Source organism: Bacillus sp. LQ16, from assembly GCF_057784645.1.
This window is the reverse complement of the sequence record NZ_CM173491.1, coordinates 1,365,550-1,385,342: the sequence shown is the minus strand read 5'-3', so window position 1 is coordinate 1,385,342 and position 19,793 is coordinate 1,365,550. Positions and strand designations below refer to the sequence as shown.

Here is a 19,793-nt window from a genome sequence, read left to right as displayed (position 1 = left end):
ACCCCTTTTATGAAATAATAAGTTCTTGTTTCTCGATATGTTCCATTACGTTTTCGAGCTCCTGCATCGTTTCAATCGTAAAATGAGCCCCATTTTCAACAAACCGATTACGAACTATTTCTATTTTTTCACGAAGCTCTACCGAATCCATACTCTCCACTTCCTCTTCCGTTAAACCGAGCTCACTACTTCCAAGAATTACACCAACTGTCCACATTCCAGCATTTCTACCTTCTTTCATATCTGATACTGTGTCCCCTACTTTTATCATATGGTTCATCGGATACACACCAAGTTCCATTGCATTTTTATAGCACATCCATGGATATGGGCGGCCTGCTGGAACATCATCTGGCGTAACAAGAAAATCAGGTTTATATCCTTGTAACGCTGCTTCCTTTGCTACAATATCTATCATTTCTCTCGTATAACCAGTTGTTGAACCGATTTTAATGCCTCTCTCACGTAAAGAAGCGATTACTTCTTTTACCCCATCAATCGGCTTAGCATAATTTGGCAAAATAGAAAAGAGAATTTCTTCAAACTCTTCATACATCTCATAAATGTCTGCTTCTGTTGGTAAGTGACCAAAGACACGCTTCCACTCATCCGCAATACGAGGCATTTCTGTTAGTGCCCTTACATGATCTATTTTTAATAATCCCATTGGCTTACGTGCTTCTTCTGCTGTAATTTCAACGCCGCGTTTATGAAAAATCTTCATGAATACTTCTAGTGGTGCAAAGCATCCGTAATCAACCGTCGTACCTGCCCAATCAAAAATAACTGCTTCAATTTTCATTCTGTCCATCACCCTTCTTACTTATCTTTTTTGCCATTGTGAAGTTCGGTTACGAAGTGCTTTCGTTCCCCATTCATATACAACTCTCACTACAATATTTGTAACAACAATAAGTACACTCATTGCAGCTGCTGGCGCTACATTTCCTGCATCATCCATATTTACGATTGATACGGCAGCTAGTTTAAAATCAGCTGCATATAGGAACACAACTGCCGATACAGTTACCATTGAATTTACGAAGTAGTACATTACCATTTCTAAAATTGCTGGTAAACACATTGGTACTGTTACTCGGAAGAATGTTTTATAAAACGGAATACCCATCGACTGCGAAACAAGCTCAAACTCTCGGTCTAATTTCTTTAAGGCAGTCGTTGCCGTAACAAATGTTACAGAATAAAAATGAATGATATTTACTAGTACTAATACAGCAATTGTTCCGTATAAAGAATGAAACGGATTCGTTACTGATAGTCCAAGAATTTGAATCGTTGGTTGACTAAAGAAAAAGACATATCCTAATCCGAGTACTAAACCTGGTATCGCTAACGGCACTATAGAGAAAAAGTAACCTGTTTTTCTGAAAAATTGTAGCTGGTCTATTTTCTCAATTGCATATGCGAATACAAATGTTAAGATCGCCCCAATAACTGCTGTAACTGCTGAAACAATTACGCTATTTTTAAATGCTTCAAGTCCATCTCCTGTTAAACTTGAAAATTTAAAATGCTCAAATGTAAAACTCATATTATATGGCCATACTTTCACACTTGCAGCAATACCAACTGCAACAAATAATAGAATGATCATAAGGGTAATCACACTACAATATATGAATGAGATTACATCTCTTTTCTTATTAGCTATTATTCTGTATGGTACTGCTTTTGAAGATAAGAAATTCGCCTGCTTTCTTTGCGTAATACGATCAACTACAAATGCGAATATAGCTGGGATTAATAAAATCATTCCGACAGTTGCACCCATCGGCATATTTTGCTGTCCAATTACTTGTTTGTATACGTCAGTAGCAAGCACATTATATTGCCCACCAACAATTTTTGGTGCCCCAAAATCAGTAAAACTAAGTGTAAACACAACAAACATTGCACTAATTAATCCGTACTTTACACTAGGTAAAGTAACCGTGAAAAATTGCTTTGTTTTACTGGCTCCTAACATATTAGAAGCTTCATATAAACGATAATCAGATCCTTGAAAGGCAATTAGCAATATGAGAAAGGCTTGCGGAAATGTATACATAACTTCAGCTATTACAATTCCTACTGGTCCATATAAAGGGATTTGTATACCTTCAAATAAACCAAACATTCCTTTCGTTACTAGCCCTTGATTACCAAATAAATATGTAAGTGCTATACCGTGCATCATCGTTGGTGCAAACAATGGTAATAACGCTACATACTGAAATACGCGCTTTCCAAAAACATTCGTACGGGCAATTGCATATGCGTAAACGAATGCGATTGCAACTGAAATAATTGTTGTTGCGCCCGAAATCCATACTGTATTTTGTAAAGACTGCACTAAAGTTGGTGTTGTGAAATATTTACTGAAATTCGCTAAACCAATGAAAACTCCATCTTTATTATAAAAAGCTTGTGTAAATAGTTGTAATAGCGGTAATACAAGTATGATAAGGAAGGAAAGAATCATACCGATAATTACGAGCCTTTGGATCCATTCCTCTTTCCCTATACTTCTCTTAATCTTTTTTTTCGTACTTTCTACCTTATAGTTTTCTAACATCTCCATCTATACAATGACCTTCTTTCCATATGACAACATATGATTTTCTGAGAAAGAGATTTGAATCGGCTTTCCTTTTCTAATAGCCGTTGCTTCTACTTCTGATGCTAATATATCCACTACAATTTTCTCATTATAAAGGTGTGTGTTTTCTTCTACGACTCGCACTTCCGTCCGATATACAGATCCGCGAAATTCCATACTTTCCACAACTGTTTTAATACCGTCCTTTTGTACAATTGTTACATGTTCAGGACGAATTGCATGTTCTTCGTTATTTTTCGAAAAGAAATTAATAGAACCAATAAAATCTGCCACAAACGGATTGGCTGGTCTTTGATAAATCTCCTCTGGTGTTCCAATCTGCATAATTTCCGCATGATTCATTACAACAATTTTATCAGCCATCGTTAATGCCTCTTCTTGATCATGCGTTACCATAATCGTCGTTATTCCTATTTTCTCTTGCAAATCACGCATTTCCCTACGTAATTTTTCACGCACTTTTGCATCTAAAGCTGATAACGGCTCATCGAGTAATAAAATATCTGGAGACAGAGCGAGCGCACGTGCAAGTGCTACTCGCTGCTGTTGTCCACCAGACATTTGAGCAGGATATTTATCTTTTACATTCAGCAAATCTACAAGTTTTAACGCATCTAGCGCTTTCTCTTTCACTTCTGCTTTCCCATATTTTTTTGTCTTTAAGCCGTATTCAATATTTTCAAGTGCTGTTAAATTCGGAAATAAAGCATACGATTGGAAAACCATTCCGAAGTTTCTCTTCCCAGGAGGCAATGCTGTAATATCTTTTCCATTCACAGCTATACTGCCAGTCGTTGGTTCCTCTAGTCCCGCTAAAATGCGAAGCAACGTCGTTTTCCCACAGCCACTCGGGCCTAATAAACAAACAAACTCATTTTTGTTCACAGTAAAAGAAATATCTTTTAACGCTGTAAATGCATCAAACTGTTTTTGAATGTGTTGAATTGATAAATATTCGCTCATTTTTCTCTCTCCCACTCACTTACTTTTTCGGTTCTGCTTTTTGGCCAAACTCTTTTTCCCATTTTTCTAAAATTTTGTCACGATTTTCTGCTGCCCATTTAAAGTCATTCTTTTTATATAATTTTTCAGTAACATCTTTCGGGAATCCCTCTGGAAGTTTATAATCATTTTTAATTGTCGCAAATCCATTTTTCTCAAAGTATAACTTCATTACATCATCAGTAATTGCCCAATCTAAAAATGCTTGTGCTAATTTATCATTTTTCGCATTATCTTTCTTAATAAGTGCGTTCGCTTCTACTTCCCACCCTAATCCTTCTTTCGGCAGTACAACTTCAACTGGTGCACCTTTTTGTTTCTCTTTTAAAGCACTATAAACCATTGATACACCGACTGGATATTCACCTGCTCCTGCTAATTTCGCTGGTTTTGATCCTGAATGCGTATAACTTGCCATATTATCATGAAGTTTCTTCATGTAATCCCAGCCTTTATCTTCACCCATGATTTGTAGCCATGCAGAAACTGTTAAAAATCCTGTTCCAGATGATGCTGGATGTGGCATAACAAGTGTTCCTTTATACTCTGGTTTCGTTAAATCTTCATATGATTCTGGCATCGGTAAATTTTTCTTCTTTAACTCTTCTTTATTTACAGCAATCCCCGTCATAAATGCAGTATTTCCTACCCATTTTTCAGGTTGCTTATCATCTTTAAATTGTGGAAGAACACGATCTGCTCCTTTTGGAGAGTATCCTTTTAACATATCTTTTTTATCTAAAGCTAATAGACTTGATGCCGCAGTTCCCCATACAACATCTGCTTGTGTATTTTTCCCTTCAGCTAGCAATTTCGCAGTAATAACTCCTGTTGAATCACGTACAATGTTCAATTTCACATCAGGATATTTCTTTTTAAAGGAATCAAGATAAATTGGTACAAGCTCTTCTTCAATTGCTGTGTAAACAGTTAATGATCCAGATAATTTGTCATCTTTCACTTTCGCTCCAGCACTTTCTTCCTTCTTTGCACCACACCCCATTAATAACGAAAATACCATTCCAGTCGCTACAGCTTTAAAGATTGTTTTTTTCACTGTTTCTCTCTCCTTTTACAAATCTTATGTACAACTCAAATATAAACAACTAGTGTAAAAGCAGTATTAAACCAACATTAATCTTTTGTTTGTTGTTTGTTTTTGTGTAATACGTTGCTACTTCTATGTTTTTTCGCATTTTTCTGCTAATAGAAAACACTAAATTTACAAATAATTAAAAAAACCTTTATAATCCCACAAAAAAATGAGGCGTTTGTAAAAAACGCCTCATTTTTGTTTCCCTTTTTTTGAATTACGATTAGCATACTTTGCGCTATTTTCTCCTTCATACTCTAATGCAAATTCTGCATCTGGTAAGCTTTCTTTCGGAGTTTTATTATTATTAATTGCCGCATTTTGTTTCACTTTTCTTTTTACCAATACATTCACCTGCTCTCAAGAAATCACTTTCTACTCTAGTTTGAAACAACTTAAAATAATTATTACTGGCAAGTGTTAACAAGTACATAAGGGGCGTTAGATGGAAATACTACATATGAAGAAATCATTATAAAAAGGAGCGATAATTTTGAAGAAAAAAGAAAAGATTCAATCACCAATTTTAGACGAAACGCTCCCGCATCAAATGAATTTTCCATCTTTTAAAGGAACAGGAAAAACGATGCAACAACCTTTTGTGAATCAATATAATGTTGTAATTGGAGACAGTAAATATAATTCCGAGAACAGTCCGCTTAACAATTGGAGTGATGAAGTAGATCCTGCCATTATGGCTGGCGATGAGTGGATCCATCCGACAAATGATATTGGGTGGATTTCAGAAGAAAATCAAGAGTTACTAAAAAACGAAGTGGATAATAAAAATGAAGCTTTTATGCATCCACAATTTGGCATTAACGACTAAAAAACCATTCTACCTAACGTAGGTAGAATGGTTTCATACTATCCAATAATAATCCGCTCTTTCGGGTATTTATAGCGAGGTGGTTGTTCCCTTCCACCACTAGCTAAAATAAATGTTAAAATACCAACGCGTCCGATAAACATAAGCACAATGAGTACAAGTTTCCCAACAGTTGTTAAATCAGGCGTAACACCTGTTGATAGTCCCGTCGTTCCGAAAGCAGAACAAACTTCAACAATTAAGCTCATAAGCGGTACATTTTCCGTAATAGATAAAATGAATAGCGCAGTAGCACATAACAAAATCCCCATCGTCATAACGACAGATGCTTTTAGTACATCCTCTTCATGTAGCTGACGTTTGAAGACTCTAACTGTTCTACCGCCCCTTGCAAAGGTGTATAGTGACAATATACTAACAGCAAATGTAGTTGTACGTATTCCGCCCCCAACCGAACTGGGAGATGCCCCTATAAACATTAATATACTCATAAATAAAAGCGTCGGTTGTGACAATTCACGTATATCCATCGTAGCAAGTCCACCACTTCGCGTCGTCACAGATTGGAATAATGTATAAAATACCGTTTCATGCCATGACTTTCCTACTAAAAAGTGATTTCTCTCCAGTAAAAAAATCATAATTGTACCAACAACAACGAGTGCAAAAAATGTTGTTGTCGTCAATTTTGTAAATAATGAAAAACGAAATAATTGTTGTCCTCTTTTACTAAGGAATTGTTTCACTTCCATTAGCACAGGGAAACCAATCGCTCCTAAAATAATTAGTAACATATGGATCATTTGAACAATATAATCTTTTTTATACGGAATTAACGATTGTCCTGTTAAATCAAATCCACCGTTCGTAGTCGCACTAACTGCTGCAAAGAAACCGTGAAAATAAGCTTCTTGCCAAGTCGGAAAGTAAAGTAAAAATCTTGTACCTAATAGGATTGCTCCAATAAGTTCTATCGAAATAATTACAATTAAAATAGAACGCATCAATTCTACAAGACCCGATAAATTTCCTTGATTATGGTCTGCCATAATTAATCTTCTTCTTTGCAAACCAATCTTTTTCCCCGTAATAATCCAAACAAATGTACCAAGCGCCATAATTCCTAAGCCGCCTAATTGTAAAATAAGGGCTAAAACAATAATTCCTGCTGTAGTAAACGTATCTGAAATCGTAATAACAGACAGCCCCGTAACACTTACCGCACTAACCGATGTAAAAAGGGCATCTATAAATGTCCATTTCACACCAGGTTTCGTAACAAACGGTAAACTAAGCAAGATTACCGATACAACTACTGCTAATAAATAAAATAAAACAATGAGTTGTACTGGACGTAATTTTTGTAAAAACTTTTTTATATCTCTCATTCCATCACTTCGCTACCTTTTTTCTATCGATTAAATAAAGAAAAATCTTCCCTTTCTTTATTTGTAAATAACTGTTCAAATAATTTGGCAAAGACCATTCCATATACAGTTCCATTACCTCCATACGGCAATGCGTAAAATAAATTATGTATCTTTTCGTCTTCTTTTAAAATGGGGAGACCATCATGAGTACCACCAAATGCGGCTGCCCAATAGTAGTCTGCCTGTATATTTTTATACTGCGGGAACATCTCTTTTACAATATTAATAAGGATATCACGCTTATGCAATAATTTCGTATCACCGATTGTTTGAATTTGCATCGCTTCATCTAATCCGCCTACAATAATGCGGTTTCGATACGTTCGAAAATATAAGTAAGGCCGTTCCGTTTCCCAAATTAACGATCGCTCATGCCAGCCTTCAAACTGATCTATTTCATTTGTTACAATTGCATAAGAAGTTTCTACTGTTGTATTTTTTTCTTTCTTTCCAAAAAGCGCTTCATAACCTGTCGCCATAATAATATTCTTTGCTACAATTTGATTTCCTGTTTTCGTGTAACAAATTAAATCATTTTGGCGTTTTTTTATATGTATTGCCTCTGTATGTTCATATATATTAGCTCCTATTTGGTTTGCTTTATGCAAAAAACTATGCGCTAATAAATACGGATTCACCTCAGCATCACCTTGCGTATATAACGCTGCTTGTTTTGCAAAAGAATAACGTTTCTTAATATCAGCTTCTGTAAAATATTCAACTGGAAATCCATAATTCTGTAACGTATTATATTCCTCTTGTAAAAATGAGACATCCTCACTTTTACTTGCATAATATAAACTATTTCGCGGAATAAAATGGGGATCAATATCAAGAGTCGGTATAACCTCTTCCATTGTTCTTAGCGCTTCATAACAAAGCTTATATGCTCGTACCCCTTTTTCTTTACCAAATGTATGGATAAGGGAGGTTAACGATTTATCATGAAGGAATTGTAGTAAACCTGTATTAGCAGCTGTGCTACCACACCCAATTGCTCTTTTTTCAATAAGCGTAACACTCATGCCAATTTTCGCTAACGAATGCGCTATATGAGCACCAGCTTCGCCGCTTCCGACTACGAGCACATCACATATCATATCATTTTCTAACAGTGGATAACAAGGTACAGAAACTCCTGTATTCCAAAACAACTTACCGTTCATAAGTTTCATAATTATACTCCTAAAATATAAGTTTCTCCTTTCTATGTTTTGTTATTTTCCATAAAAAAATCCAACTAACATAGGCTAGTTGGATTTTTTATTTTTAATTAGAACGCTCTTCAAGCCAATTTCCAATCGTCGGATATGTTTGTTTTACAGCTGTTCCACCGTAAACGATAGACATATGCCCTGTCGGTAAACATACATATTGTTTATCTGTGCTAGAAATATGGTCTAGTAATGCTTCTACTTGACATGGCAAAGCGATATGATCACGTTTCCCGGAAATATTTAAGACATTCGCCTTAATATTTGCAAGGTCTACCTTTTGTCCGCGAATAACGAGTTCACCCTTAACCAGTTTATTATTTTGATAAAAATCACGAATCCACTGTCTGTATGATTCACCTGGGAACGGAATACCATCACCAACCCACTTTTGAACCAATCTCCAGCTTTCGACGAAGCGCTCATTCTCTGAACGATCTACTAAAGCAACATATGGACCGACAAAGTTCGTAATTGGTTTTAACATTTTGTTTCCGAAATCAATCATTTCTGGCGGAATATTTCCAAATGTATCAACCGCTTTATCTAAATTGAAGTATTTCTCATCTAACAAAGGACCATACAATCCTGTTTCAGAGAAATCAAAAGGACTTGTCATGAAAATTAAATTACGAATTGGCATGTGCGGATGAAGTGCTGCATAAATAGAAGTTAGCGTTCCACCCATGCAATAACCAAGTAAAGAAATCTCGTCCGATTTTGCAGTTCGCATTACTTTTTTTACTGCTTTTGCAATATAATCAAACACGAAATCATCAAATTTCAAATGACTATCTTCTAAACCAAATGTGCCCCAATCAAGCATATACACATCAAAACCACGATCCACTAGATATTCCACTAAACTATTTCCAGGAGTTAAATCCATAATATATGGTTTATTAATAAGAGCATATATTAACAGAATTGGAACTCTTTGTGTTTTTTCTTGTTTTGGAATGTAGCGATAAAGCTTCGTCTTATTCTTCGTCCAAATAACCTCTTTCGGCGTTAATCCTACTTGCGGCTCTGGTTCACGTAATAAAATTTCACTCGCCCTTTTCACTCGGCGGTATGCTTTTCGGTACTCTTCTGGGTATAGCTCTAATTGCTTTTCCCATTCTGTTGCGAATGTAGTCATTTTTTTATCTCCTTTTTGGTCGATTTCCTTCTTAAAAAAAGAAGTGCATTCCTGCTATGGATATGCACTTTTTTCTTACTTCATTACATATATAATCCGCCGTTAATGTTTAATTGCTGACCTGTGATATACGCACCGTCACGGCATAGGTATACTACACCTTTTGCAATTTCATCAGCTTGACCAAAACGTTTTTTCGGGATTTTTGCAACGATTTTTTGACGTACTTCTTCTGGCACTTCTGCTACCATTTCAGTATCAATAAATCCTGGGCAAATTGCATTTACAGTGACATTTGTTTTTGCAAGTTCTAACGCTAATGATTTTGTAAATCCTAACATACCCGCTTTTGCTGCTGAGTAGTTTGTTTGGCCAAATCCACCTGCTTGACCAATAATAGAAGAAATGCTAATAATTCTTCCTTCTTCCGCTTCCGTTATGTATGGAAGAACCGCGCTTGTCGTATTAAATACGCTACTTAAATTCACGTCAATTACGCGCTCCCAATCTTCACGATTTAACTTTTTGAATGTACGATCTCTTGTAATACCAGCATTATTAACAAGAATATCAACTTTACCAAAATGATTCACAGCTTCTTCTACAAGTCGGTTTGCATCTTCTACTTTTGAAACATCCGCTTGCACTGCATAAACGTCATGTCCGTCTTTTCCTAGTTCATTTACTAAGTTTTCAGCTGCTTCTTTACTGCTATTATAGTTAATAACAACTTTAGCGCCCTCTTGTGCTAAAGCTACTGTAATTGCTTTTCCAATCCCTTTTGCTCCACCTGTTACGATTGCTACTTTGCCATTTAATTGAACCATTTCTTTTCCCCCTTAAATGAATTTGTGAACGATTGTTATGAATCATTTTGGTACTCATACTGTAGAGTCCCTATATAATTATGTTTCGCCGTTTACATGTGAAAAGAGATTCTCCCTCTCTCTTTTTCCTGTTATAAACAAGCGCTTTTATCATTTTTTATTTTCCGGCTTATTCGCAGGCTTTATCTCTTCTTTTACAGGTACTTGTAGTTTAGCTAGTACTGCATTTTGCTTTTCTAGCAATTCTAAAATTTGATCTACTTTTGTTTCAAGCGTACGAATATCTTGTTTCACTTTTGTCACATCACGCTTTAATGTAGGAGCTTGTCCTAAAGAATCTACTTTCTCCTCTAGAAACTCCTCAATATTATCTACTTTATTTTCTAAGTTAATAACAAGCGTAGCCACTCTTGCGATATCCTCTTTCGTCGGCACATTTACTTGTTCTAAATAGTTTTTTGTCGTATCATTTAATGCTTTTTGATAAAACAAATTCAAATCTAGAACGCTGCCCATCCAAGCAGAATATTCTTCTGTTTTAATTGTTTCATTGAGCGCTTTTCCCCAAAATGTTTCGGTTTGTTCATAAGCATTTTTCCATGCTTGTAGTGGATCGAATTTTTGATCAATCACTTTACCTACACTCCCTTTTTCTTTTTTGAAACAATTCAACCTATTCACTATTTTCTAATATTCTGAATAAAACTTCAAGTCTATATTTTATTTTTTTCTATTTTCTAACAAATGTGTTGACTTTAAAAACAGATAGGTGTAAATTGCACTTATAAGCAAAAAATTCCATCTAACTGATTCATGAGGTGATGCACAATCATGCTACAAAATGAACCAGAACAACGCGAAAGTTTGGAGAACAACCAAGCGAAACAACCAAACTCCATGCCAAAAAACTTCTTAGTTCCCTTCTTACTTCTCTGTCTAAAAGACTGGAGTCTTCATGGTTACAAACTTATTCAAATGCTAATGGATATCGGCTTTTCTTCTGTTGACCAAGGTAATGTTTATAGAACACTACGCAAATTAGAAAAAGAAAACCTTATTTCTTCTACTTGGGATACAAGCGATGGAGGGCCGGCAAAAAGAATTTATTCTTTAACTGAATATGGAGAGCAATATTTAACAACATGTGCGACTTCTTTTGAACATTATCAAAATATGTTGCGGACGTTTTTCACGTTATACACCAATGCATTCTTTCCATTTTCTACTTCTCCAGAAAAGGATGAAAAGGATTCTTCATCTTCACCTGGTGGTACAGCAGAGTAATCTGCGTTCACAATATGCAAAAAAACATTTGGGGGTCAAACAATGGAAACTAAACCATACGAATTAGTCGATGCATTTTGGAAAAACTGGTCTCAATCACTTTCCCTTTTTTCTTCAGCTGGGAAACAATTAGAGCAACTTACTTTAGAAACATTAAAACAACAACAAGACGCTTTGCATAAATTAACATCAGGAGTAGATGAACTAGAAAAAGAACTACAACAAATCACTGCTCAGTTCAATAACCAATATACAGATTACGTGAAACAATTAACTGGTAACTCCTTAAATGATCAAATTAACGAGTGGCAAGACAAGTGGAAAGAACTTTCTGCTCATATGCAGCAGCTTACTGTTTCTCCTACAAAAACATCTTTGTCAATTCTGACACAAACAAGCGGTCAATTTGAAGAAACAACAAAACAATTTATTGAGCAACAACAATTACAACGTGAAGAGGCTCAAAAACAGTTAGAGGGTTTTTTGGAAGAGTTCAAGTCAAAACAGTTGGAACTCGCAAAAAAGTTCGAGGAAAACTCAAAAAATCTATTTACTTCCATCAAGTAAGAAAAATGTGGGAGCTAACTGCAGCACAAACAAAACTCTTTCTTCCTCCTACTACATCAAGATGGCTAACATTTTTCGATATGGAAAAGAAGGAGGACAAAATGAATCCATTTCAAGAAGCACAAACTGTTCCGGAGCTTCGTTATGATGAGATTCAAGTCGGTGATCAAGCATCCCTTACAAAAACAATTACAGATGAAGATGTTATCAATTTTGCAAAATTGACTGGAGATGTGAATCCTATTCACATTTTAGATTCTTTTGCAAAAACGACAATGTTTAAAGAACGTATTGCTCACGGTATGCTCGTTTCGAGTTTTATTTCTACTATCCTTGGAACGAAACTCCCAGGCAAAAATACGATTTATTTATCCCAAAATGTTTCATTCCGTGCCCCTGTCAAAATCGGTGATACACTTCGTGTTGTGGCAGAGGTTATTAAGAAGCGTGACGATAAAAAAATCATTACGTTGCAAACAAACATATATAATCAATCAGATGATATTGTCGTGGAAGGAACAGCGACAATACTAAAAAAAGAGTAGCAAAGTTGCTACTCTTTTTTTCTATCCAAGAACTTCTAATCGCACCGATTACTTCCGCGTATGAGTATGTCATTTCCACATAAAATAACGTTACCAGTTTAGATAAGAACTTAGCTGAACTGGACTACTCATAAGGATGTGTATCAACATGGTAAAAACAAACAAATTATTAGTTCCAGGTGCAGAACAAGCGCTTGAACAATTTAAATATGAAATTGCACAAGAATTTGGTGTAAGCTTAGGTTCTAATACAGCATCTCGTTCTAACGGTTCAGTTGGCGGTGAAGTAACAAAACGTCTTGTTGCTTTAGCTCAACAACAATTACGTGGATAATTATATAACATATGGCTTAGAGGCAGATATTATCTGCCTCTTTCTATTTTCAACATACATAATAGTGCTTTTTCACATACTAATCAAAGCAAAACGAAAGGAGCAATATGTGACATGAAACGGATTAATATTAGCATGAGCCCTCCCCGCGTTCTTACTTTATCTTTTATTGTATTATCAGTTGTCGGCACATGCTTATTAAAACTGCCAATTGCTACGACAACGTCCATTTCATGGCTCGATGCCTTATTTACAACCGTTTCCGCTTGTACTGTTACTGGGCTTGGTGTTGTGGATACTGGAAAAGTGTTTACTTTATTTGGACAATGTGTCATTTTAACGCTTATACAAGTTGGCGGGCTTGGCATTATGAGCTTTGCGGTCTTAATTGCTATTATGCTCGGAAGAAAAATCGGTCTTCAAAACCGTATTTTATTACAACAAGCATTAAATCAAACGAATATCGGCGGCGTTATCCGTCTTGCCAAAGCATTATTTTTATTCTCTTTTACAGTCGAATGTATCGCTACTTTAATTCTTTCTTTTGAATGGGTACCCAAATATGGGGTTGCCAAAGGGATCTATTATAGTTTTTTCCATTCAATCTCAGCCTTTAACAATGCTGGTTTTTCTGTGTGGAGCGATAATTTAATGTCCCATTCTCATAGCATTCTTGTCAATTTCGTCATTTCCTCTCTCATCATTTTAGGTGGAATTGGTTTTACAGTAATTGTAGACATAAAAAGAAAGAAAAACTTTAAAAACCTTACACTACATTCAAAACTTATGCTCACTTCTACTCTAATCGTCAACATTATTGCTACCCTTTTTATTTTTATATTCGAGTTCCATAACTCCCTTTCTATGAGAGGTTTTACCCCATTTGAAGAAGGAATGGCCTCTTATTTTCAAGCAATTTCAACACGAACTGCCGGGTTTAATACTGTTGATATTTCTACATTGTCAAAACCTTCCCTCCTATTAATGATGCTCCTTATGTTTATTGGTGCTGGTAGTGCTTCAACGGGTGGTGGGATTAAGTTAACAACATTTTTAATCATATTTTTTGGCGTATTTAAATTTTTACAAGAACAAGAGGATATTGTCGTATTTAAAAAATCCATTAAAGATACTCTCATTGTCAAATCATTAACCATTACTATTATTTCCATTTCATTTATCTTTTTTGCTATTTTAATTTTGAGTATTACTGAGCGAGTTCCTCTATTGATGAGTGCTTTCGAAGTATTTTCAGCATTCGGGACTGTTGGCCTCAGTATGAACTTAACACCCCACTTAACTATAATCGGAAAAGCTATTATTATCTTTATGATGTTTTTTGGGAAAATGGGGCCTTTAACATTGGCTTTTTCATTTGCTCGTAAAAAGAACCGGAAAATAAAATATCCTAATGAAGATATTTTAACAGGTTGACAACCGTATCAATTATCCATATAATGAGAATACAATAACATATCTCCAAAGGGGAGTAGCGTCCAAGAATATTTCTTGGAAACAAAGTCGTCATTACGTAGAACTTAGTTCTTCCGGCTTTGTTGGCATTTTTATTACATATGTCTAGCAAGACCTTTGCCTATTAACGGCAGAGGTCTTTTTTGTATTCATTTCCAAATTCTTCCAAAGTTAATAGGCAGGAGTATGGGGAAACTAAATAGTGGGGAAATTCTTCACTTATTTAGAACTTATAGAGATGAGAGGAGAATGTACATGGATGTATCATTATTATTGGAGTATGGTTGGGTATTACTCATCCTAATTGCACTTGAAGGGATTTTAGCGGCTGATAACGCTCTTGTTCTTGCAATTATGGTAAAACATTTACCAGAAGAAAAACGAAAGAAAGCACTATTTTACGGATTAGCGGGGGCATTTGTTTTCCGATTTGGATCGTTATTTATGATTTCGTTCTTAGTCGATGTATGGCAAGTGCAAGCAATCGGTGCCATCTACCTTATGTTTATCGCTGGTAATCACTTATTTAAAACATATGTTAAAAAGAATACAGATGAAGAAACAGAAGAAAAAGAAGCAAAGAAAAAACAAGAGAACTTCTGGTGGACTGTATTTAAAGTTGAAGTTGCTGATATCGCCTTCGCAGTTGATTCAATTTTAGCTGCCGTTGCACTAGCAATGACTTTACCAAAAACAGGATTAGGTACAATTGGTAGTCTAGATACAGGGCAATTCGTTGTTATCTTTGTAGGTGGACTTATCGGATTAATCATTATGCGATTTGCAGCAACTGCATTCGTACAAATCTTAAAACGTAAACCAGGACTTGAAACTGCAGCATTCTTAATTGTAGGTTGGGTTGGTGTGAAGCTAGCAGTTTATACATTAGCACACCCTGCATTAAATGTAATTCCACATTCATTCCCAGAATCCACTCCGTGGAAGCTTACATTCTGGATTGTATTAGTCGGAATCGCAGTTGGTGGTTGGTTCTTCTCAAAAGAAGTAGAAGTAAAAGTAGAAAAGAATTTAGACGAAAAAGCGCTGTAATTACAGCGCTTTTTCTTTTTCCTTTCTTCCTCTCAATGTCCAGAAAAAATTCCATTATACTATCTTTTGTAAACGTTTTCTTAACGTATGTATGTCCTTTTTGTGAAACATTGCACAAACTTATTGAAAGTGAGAACAATTCCATGTACTTTATTCATATAAGGAGTATTTATAGAAGATTTACTAAAGGAGCGTATTACTCATGCTAGAACAAGGACTAGATTATGTTGTCAAACTGGCTAAAAGCAAAAAGAAAATGCTAGATACAAACCCAATGCAATATTTCATTCGTGCTGCACTTGCGGGTATTTATATCGGTTTTATTATTGTACTATGTTTTAAATTAGGTAACTTTTTTCACATTGCAGATTCACCAGCAACTTATTTAACTGCTTCTATGTTTTTCGGGATTGCTCTCGTACTTATTATATATGGCGGTGCTGAATTGTTTACTGGAAACACAATGTACTTTACTGTAGCAACTTTAAGAAAAGAAACAACGATTTCTGATACACTTCGTAACTGGGTTGCTTGTTATGCAGGTAACTTAGCCGGCGCGTTATTCTTTGCCTTACTATTTTACGCAACTGGAATTTTTGAAGCAATTGATCACGGTCACCTAATGAATAAAGTCGTTGAAGGAAAGATGAACACACCTACAATGCAGTTATTCTTTAAAGCCATTTTATGTAACTGGCTCGTATGTCTTGCTTGCTTCTTACCATCTCAGGTTAAAGGCGACACGGCAAAAATAATGGTCATGATGCTACTTGTTTTCACATTCTTCTTATCTGGTTACGAACATAGTATTGCAAACTTGTCACTCTTTGCTTTATCTTTAGTTTCACCACATCCTGAGACAATTTCTTTTTCAGGTGCTATTCATAACTTAATTCCTGTTACAATCGGTAACATTATTGGCGGATCAGTATTTGTCGGTATGGTATACCACTACTTAACAAAAAAAACACCTGAAGTTCAACAGGAAGAAACTGAAATCGCAGCAGCTCAACAAGAAGAGATTATTCCTTTACAAGCACATATGAAACATTAAAAACTCCAAAGTTTTACTTTGGAGTTTTTAGCTTCCCACGTATTTAACAACAAGGTGAGGATTAATTTCTCCTTCTTCCTTTCCCTTATCCATTCTCTGTTTCATCTTGTGCATACCGATGACATCATTCGTATGAAGGTGAATTTCATTTACATATAACCCCTCTGTACAAAAAGCTTCTACAAAATCCAGTCCATTTTTTGCTCCCCATCCCATATTAAAATCAAGGGAAAGAATATTCACATCATAATCCCGAACCATTTGCAAAGCACATTCTACTGTAGTTGCGGGCACATACCCGAACGGGCAACTTCTTTGATCATCCATATATACGTTCATTTTCTATTCCCTCTCTAATTTGAATATACGGCCAATACATAACATATTGCCCCAAGACTAATAAAAGGACCAAATGGAATTGGTTTTCGTACTTCTATACGTTTTAATACGATACCCACCCCAAAGAAACAAAGACTGAAACAAGATGCTAAAAATAAAATGATAAAAACGCCTTTCACTCCTACTATAAACCCAAGTAACGAAAGTAGTTTTATATCACCTCCGCCAAGCCCTTCTGGATATATCTTTTTCATGCAATATAACAAAATGAATATAACACCACTACCAACTATACTATCTGTCCAAGTAACTAATTGTACAAAAACACTTTCAAGAATGAGTAAAACGGCAAACGAAATTAAAATACAATCAGGAATTAACATATATAAGTAATCTGTAACTGAAATAATAAGAAGTAGCGAAAAAAGGGATAAAATGATAATAAGCTCTCGTTCTATTCCAATCATATACACGGTAAGAAGAAATATACTTCCTGTTATACATTCAAATGCTACATACATAATTGGAATTTTCCTCTTACAATTCGTACAACATCCTCTTTGTATATAAAATGAAATGATGGGGATTAGTTCTTTTGGCCTTAGCACATATTTGCAATAATAACAATGTGAACGCGGGGTAATAATAGACGCACCTAATGGAACCCTCATCGCAACTAGCATAAAAAAAGAACCAAACACCATCCCTGCTAACAGTGCATATAAATAAGTGAACATCCCTTCCTCTCCTTTCCCAAAAAACATAGCAAAAAAAGGAGAGAACTTCTACTTCATATTATCCTTTATTCTACTAAAAAGCAGGCCATTTTCTGGCCTGCTTTCCCCTCTTTTATACGATGAAATATACTGCTTTTAATGGTCCATGTACTCCGACAACAAGATTCATCTCAATGTCAGCCGAGTTACTTGGCCCTGTAATAAAGTTAATACAAGATGCCGCTCTCTCCCCATTTTCTACGCGTAAGTTCATATCCTGAACTGCTTGTGTAATACGAGGCACAAGTGTTCCACGTGGAATAATAGCAAAATATACAGTCGGTAAAAAGTGTAAAGAACGTCCTTGCCCTTTATGACTTTGTACAACAATTGTACCAGATTCAGCTAATGTATAATCACTAAATGCAATACCAATATTCGCTTTTTCAGCTAAACGCATATTTTCGTCTTTTCTCTCTGGATCCCATACGTTTACTTCAACGTCTCGCTTTGGAAGTTCTTCTTTAAATAAAGATGTTAAACCATATGCATCAAAACGCTCATCTGCTGATAATAAAATAGGTCCACCGCCGTTTTCCATGATTACTTTTTGAAGGTCTTCACCTAATCGGTCATTTGTCGTTTCTACTACAGTTGTATGAATGTTTGTACATTGCTTTTTAAACACTTCTAGTAATTCTTCTTGTGAACAATCTTTTAACGTTTCTATATTCACATTACTTTTCCATACTGGTCGCTCTATACCTTCTGTTTTACGCGCGCGCCCAAGTTCTTTTGCAATGTTATCTAGAAAGGCATCACGGTTTTGAATTAATCCTGTCATTATTTATCCCCGCCTTTCTTATGATCTTTATACCAATCACGGAATCGCTCTTTACTTGGAGCTGGGAATTCCCGAATATCCGTCCAGTTTTTAAGTGGTCCAACACCTTTTGATACACGATTACCAGATGTAAATGGACTCATTGCCGCTGGTGCCATTTTTGACCCCATTTTATATAAAGCAGCTGAAGAAGCACCCATACTAAACATTTTCATCGCTAGTTTTTCTGCAAGTGGTGCACGACCTTCTTGCTCAACAATAACTTGACGATGTTTTAATAATAAATCATGCAATGGAATTTTTACTGGACAAGCTTCTGTACATGCTCCGCATAAACTAGATGCATAAGGAAGCTCTTTGTAATCATCATATCCACCTAGAAGCGGTGTTAATACCGCACCGATTGGTCCTGAGTAAATCGATCCATATGAATGTCCACCAACGTGACGATATACAGGACATACATTAACACAAGCAGCGCAACGAATACATTGTAATACTGAACGGAATTCAGATCCCAGAATTTGAGAGCGACCATTATCAACAACAACTAAATGGAATTCTTCAGGTCCATCAACTTCCTCTTCTTGAATTGGTCCTGCTACTGTTACATAACTTGTTAATTTTTGACCTACTGCACTACGACATAGTAAACCAACTAAAACATCTAATTCTTCCATTGTCGGAACCATACGTTCCATACCCATTACCGCAATTTGTGTTTTCGGAATTGACATAACAAGATCTGCATTACCTTCATTCGTTACTAAACAAAGAGAGCCAGTATTTGCAACAGCAAAATTACAACCAGTTACACCAATTTCTGCATCCATAAATTTCTCACGAAGTTGTTTACGAACAAACTTTGTCATTTCATACGGGTCATCAGAATTTTCATAGCCTAGCTTTTCTTTAAATACATCGCGAATTTGCGTTCTATTTTTATGAAGTGCAGGTGCAATAATATGTGAAGGTGGATCGTTATCTACTTGCAAGATATACTCTCCTAAGTCACTCTCTAACACTTCACAGCCAATCTCTTCAAGCGCATGATTCATACTGATTTCTTCTGTTACCATCGACTTTGATTTTACTACTTTTTTCGCTTGTTTCTTTTTGGCAACGTCTTGAATATACTTTGCTGCTTCCTCTTTCGTCTTCGCAAAGTACACGTGTCCGCCTCTTTTTGATACATTTTCACTTAACTGCATTAAATAATAATCAAGATTTTCTAACGTATGTTGACGAATTTGTTCACCTAGTTCTCGCCACTCTTCCCAGTTTCCTAATTCATCTGCGGCTTTTAAGCGATTCGTATATAAACGCGTTTGTGCAGAAGAAACTGCTCCGCGCATAAACGAATCTTGAATTCCATCACCAACGCGATCATTAAATTTTTTCTCACTGATTTTCATAGACATAGCTTATGTT

General features: G+C 35.7%; 22 protein-coding genes and 1 riboswitch. Of the genes, 8 read left to right on the top strand and 14 right to left on the bottom strand.

Translation table 11 applies throughout. The features are described 5' to 3' along the window. Positions 1-7: 7 nt before the first annotated feature. The 5 genes from phnX to AC3EMB_RS06965 form a co-directional block, all read right to left on the bottom strand. Positions 8-802 (bottom strand): phosphonoacetaldehyde hydrolase, encoded by a 795-nt coding sequence (gene phnX / locus AC3EMB_RS06985; protein ID WP_053564941.1) that lies wholly within the window; start codon positions 800-802, stop codon positions 8-10. Positions 803-823: 21 nt separating this feature from the next. Beyond that, positions 824-2,581 (bottom strand): putative 2-aminoethylphosphonate ABC transporter permease subunit, encoded by a 1,758-nt coding sequence (locus AC3EMB_RS06980; protein WP_423117937.1) that lies wholly within the window; start codon positions 2,579-2,581, stop codon positions 824-826. Then, positions 2,582-3,583, bottom strand: a complete 1,002-nt coding sequence (locus AC3EMB_RS06975) for a putative 2-aminoethylphosphonate ABC transporter ATP-binding protein (RefSeq protein ID WP_000006196.1) — start codon at positions 3,581-3,583, stop codon at positions 2,582-2,584. A gap of 19 nt (positions 3,584-3,602) precedes the next feature. Further along, complete coding sequence (locus tag AC3EMB_RS06970) at positions 3,603-4,679, bottom strand: putative 2-aminoethylphosphonate ABC transporter substrate-binding protein (protein ID WP_000750893.1); 1,077 nt, start codon at positions 4,677-4,679, stop codon at positions 3,603-3,605. A gap of 228 nt (positions 4,680-4,907) precedes the next feature. Beyond that, positions 4,908-5,060, bottom strand: coding sequence for a hypothetical protein (locus tag AC3EMB_RS06965; protein WP_000240799.1), 153 nt, complete (start codon positions 5,058-5,060; stop codon positions 4,908-4,910). Positions 5,061-5,208: 148 nt separating this feature from the next. On the opposite strand from AC3EMB_RS06965, the gene AC3EMB_RS06960 reads away from it, so the two are divergent. Next, entirely contained in the window at positions 5,209-5,544 is a 336-nt protein-coding gene (locus AC3EMB_RS06960; protein WP_000726028.1) for a DUF3905 domain-containing protein, read from the top strand. Positions 5,545-5,582: 38 nt separating this feature from the next. On the opposite strand, the gene AC3EMB_RS06955 is transcribed toward AC3EMB_RS06960, so the two are convergent. From AC3EMB_RS06955 to phaR, 5 genes are all read right to left on the bottom strand, one after another. Further along, the gene (locus AC3EMB_RS06955) at positions 5,583-6,932 is read right to left on the bottom strand and encodes a TrkH family potassium uptake protein (protein ID WP_001204706.1); all 1,350 of its coding nucleotides are present in this window, start codon (positions 6,930-6,932) and stop codon (positions 5,583-5,585) included. A 23-nt stretch (positions 6,933-6,955) separates the two neighbouring features. Beyond that, positions 6,956-8,149, bottom strand: coding sequence for an NAD(P)/FAD-dependent oxidoreductase (locus AC3EMB_RS06950; protein WP_000772526.1), 1,194 nt, complete (start codon positions 8,147-8,149; stop codon positions 6,956-6,958). 94 nt (positions 8,150-8,243) lie between these two features. Next, positions 8,244-9,329, bottom strand: a complete 1,086-nt coding sequence (phaC, locus tag AC3EMB_RS06945) for a class III poly(R)-hydroxyalkanoic acid synthase subunit PhaC (RefSeq protein WP_000206336.1) — start codon at positions 9,327-9,329, stop codon at positions 8,244-8,246. Between the two features lie 83 nt (positions 9,330-9,412). After that, positions 9,413-10,156: an acetoacetyl-CoA reductase gene (locus AC3EMB_RS06940; RefSeq protein ID WP_000250407.1), complete on the bottom strand. Its 744-nt coding sequence runs from the start codon at positions 10,154-10,156 to the stop codon at positions 9,413-9,415. A 150-nt stretch (positions 10,157-10,306) separates the two neighbouring features. Beyond that, entirely contained in the window at positions 10,307-10,789 is a 483-nt protein-coding gene (phaR, locus tag AC3EMB_RS06935; RefSeq protein WP_000566941.1) for a polyhydroxyalkanoic acid synthase subunit PhaR, read from the bottom strand. 198 nt (positions 10,790-10,987) lie between these two features. On the opposite strand from phaR, the gene phaQ reads away from it, so the two are divergent. The 7 genes from phaQ (at position 10,988) to AC3EMB_RS06900 (ending at position 16,463) form a co-directional block, all read left to right on the top strand. Beyond that, positions 10,988-11,440: a poly-beta-hydroxybutyrate-responsive repressor gene (gene phaQ, locus AC3EMB_RS06930; RefSeq protein ID WP_000939954.1), complete on the top strand. Its 453-nt coding sequence runs from the start codon at positions 10,988-10,990 to the stop codon at positions 11,438-11,440. Positions 11,441-11,482: 42 nt separating this feature from the next. Continuing rightward, positions 11,483-12,007, top strand: coding sequence for a polyhydroxyalkanoic acid inclusion protein PhaP (phaP, locus tag AC3EMB_RS06925; RefSeq protein ID WP_000448592.1), 525 nt, complete (start codon positions 11,483-11,485; stop codon positions 12,005-12,007). 101 nt (positions 12,008-12,108) lie between these two features. Then, positions 12,109-12,552 carry a MaoC family dehydratase gene (locus tag AC3EMB_RS06920; protein WP_001067916.1) on the top strand — a complete coding sequence of 148 codons (444 nt, stop codon included), beginning with the start codon at positions 12,109-12,111 and terminating at the stop codon, positions 12,550-12,552. A gap of 148 nt (positions 12,553-12,700) precedes the next feature. Then, positions 12,701-12,886 (top strand): alpha/beta-type small acid-soluble spore protein, encoded by a 186-nt coding sequence (locus tag AC3EMB_RS06915; RefSeq protein ID WP_000241212.1) that lies wholly within the window; start codon positions 12,701-12,703, stop codon positions 12,884-12,886. 114 nt (positions 12,887-13,000) lie between these two features. Then, the gene (locus AC3EMB_RS06910; protein ID WP_000822356.1) at positions 13,001-14,320 is read left to right on the top strand and encodes a TrkH family potassium uptake protein; all 1,320 of its coding nucleotides are present in this window, start codon (positions 13,001-13,003) and stop codon (positions 14,318-14,320) included. Positions 14,321-14,358: 38 nt separating this feature from the next. Then, positions 14,359-14,524, top strand: a riboswitch (yybP-ykoY riboswitch). Between the two features lie 90 nt (positions 14,525-14,614). Continuing rightward, positions 14,615-15,409: a TerC family protein gene (locus tag AC3EMB_RS06905; RefSeq protein WP_000383326.1), complete on the top strand. Its 795-nt coding sequence runs from the start codon at positions 14,615-14,617 to the stop codon at positions 15,407-15,409. 202 nt (positions 15,410-15,611) lie between these two features. Beyond that, entirely contained in the window at positions 15,612-16,463 is an 852-nt protein-coding gene (locus tag AC3EMB_RS06900; RefSeq protein ID WP_366987245.1) for a formate/nitrite transporter family protein, read from the top strand. 27 nt (positions 16,464-16,490) lie between these two features. Here the strand turns inward: AC3EMB_RS06900 and AC3EMB_RS06895 are convergent, their stop codons facing one another. From AC3EMB_RS06895 to AC3EMB_RS06880, 4 genes are all read right to left on the bottom strand, one after another. Then, complete coding sequence (locus AC3EMB_RS06895; protein ID WP_001103762.1) at positions 16,491-16,802, bottom strand: cyclic-phosphate processing receiver domain-containing protein; 312 nt, start codon at positions 16,800-16,802, stop codon at positions 16,491-16,493. Positions 16,803-16,816: 14 nt separating this feature from the next. Beyond that, positions 16,817-17,539: a prepilin peptidase gene (locus tag AC3EMB_RS06890; protein ID WP_454500534.1), complete on the bottom strand. Its 723-nt coding sequence runs from the start codon at positions 17,537-17,539 to the stop codon at positions 16,817-16,819. Between the two features lie 112 nt (positions 17,540-17,651). Further along, positions 17,652-18,362, bottom strand: a complete 711-nt coding sequence (locus tag AC3EMB_RS06885) for a LutC/YkgG family protein (RefSeq protein ID WP_423098385.1) — start codon at positions 18,360-18,362, stop codon at positions 17,652-17,654. Next, positions 18,362-19,783 (bottom strand): LutB/LldF family L-lactate oxidation iron-sulfur protein, encoded by a 1,422-nt coding sequence (locus tag AC3EMB_RS06880; protein WP_000061930.1) that lies wholly within the window; start codon positions 19,781-19,783, stop codon positions 18,362-18,364. Before AC3EMB_RS06880 ends, AC3EMB_RS06885 begins: the two co-directional genes overlap by 1 nt. Between the last annotated feature and the right edge of the window lie 10 nt (positions 19,784-19,793).

Bases quoted from the DNA above. Each gene is read 5' to 3' on its own strand.
- phnX (WP_053564941.1), bottom strand. From the start codon at position 802: ATGAAAATTGAAGCAGTTATTTTTGATTGGGCAGGTACGACGGTTGAT.
- AC3EMB_RS06980 (WP_423117937.1), bottom strand. From the start codon at position 2,581: ATGGAGATGTTAGAAAACTATAAGGTAGAAAGTACGAAAAAAAAGATT.
- AC3EMB_RS06975 (WP_000006196.1), bottom strand. From the start codon at position 3,583: ATGAGCGAATATTTATCAATTCAACACATTCAAAAACAGTTTGATGCA.
- AC3EMB_RS06955 (WP_001204706.1), bottom strand. From the start codon at position 6,932: ATGAGAGATATAAAAAAGTTTTTACAAAAATTACGTCCAGTACAACTC.
- AC3EMB_RS06950 (WP_000772526.1), bottom strand. From the start codon at position 8,149: ATGAAACTTATGAACGGTAAGTTGTTTTGGAATACAGGAGTTTCTGTA.
- phaC (WP_000206336.1), bottom strand. From the start codon at position 9,329: ATGACTACATTCGCAACAGAATGGGAAAAGCAATTAGAGCTATACCCA.
- AC3EMB_RS06940 (WP_000250407.1), bottom strand. From the start codon at position 10,156: ATGGTTCAATTAAATGGCAAAGTAGCAATCGTAACAGGTGGAGCAAAA.
- phaQ (WP_000939954.1), top strand. From the start codon at position 10,988: ATGCTACAAAATGAACCAGAACAACGCGAAAGTTTGGAGAACAACCAA.
- phaP (WP_000448592.1), top strand. From the start codon at position 11,483: ATGGAAACTAAACCATACGAATTAGTCGATGCATTTTGGAAAAACTGG.
- AC3EMB_RS06920 (WP_001067916.1), top strand. From the start codon at position 12,109: ATGAATCCATTTCAAGAAGCACAAACTGTTCCGGAGCTTCGTTATGAT.
- AC3EMB_RS06915 (WP_000241212.1), top strand. From the start codon at position 12,701: ATGGTAAAAACAAACAAATTATTAGTTCCAGGTGCAGAACAAGCGCTT.
- AC3EMB_RS06910 (WP_000822356.1), top strand. From the start codon at position 13,001: ATGAAACGGATTAATATTAGCATGAGCCCTCCCCGCGTTCTTACTTTA.
- AC3EMB_RS06905 (WP_000383326.1), top strand. From the start codon at position 14,615: ATGGATGTATCATTATTATTGGAGTATGGTTGGGTATTACTCATCCTA.
- AC3EMB_RS06900 (WP_366987245.1), top strand. From the start codon at position 15,612: ATGCTAGAACAAGGACTAGATTATGTTGTCAAACTGGCTAAAAGCAAA.
- AC3EMB_RS06895 (WP_001103762.1), bottom strand. From the start codon at position 16,802: ATGAACGTATATATGGATGATCAAAGAAGTTGCCCGTTCGGGTATGTG.
- AC3EMB_RS06890 (WP_454500534.1), bottom strand. From the start codon at position 17,539: ATGTTCACTTATTTATATGCACTGTTAGCAGGGATGGTGTTTGGTTCT.
- AC3EMB_RS06885 (WP_423098385.1), bottom strand. From the start codon at position 18,362: ATGACAGGATTAATTCAAAACCGTGATGCCTTTCTAGATAACATTGCA.
- AC3EMB_RS06880 (WP_000061930.1), bottom strand. From the start codon at position 19,783: ATGTCTATGAAAATCAGTGAGAAAAAATTTAATGATCGCGTTGGTGAT.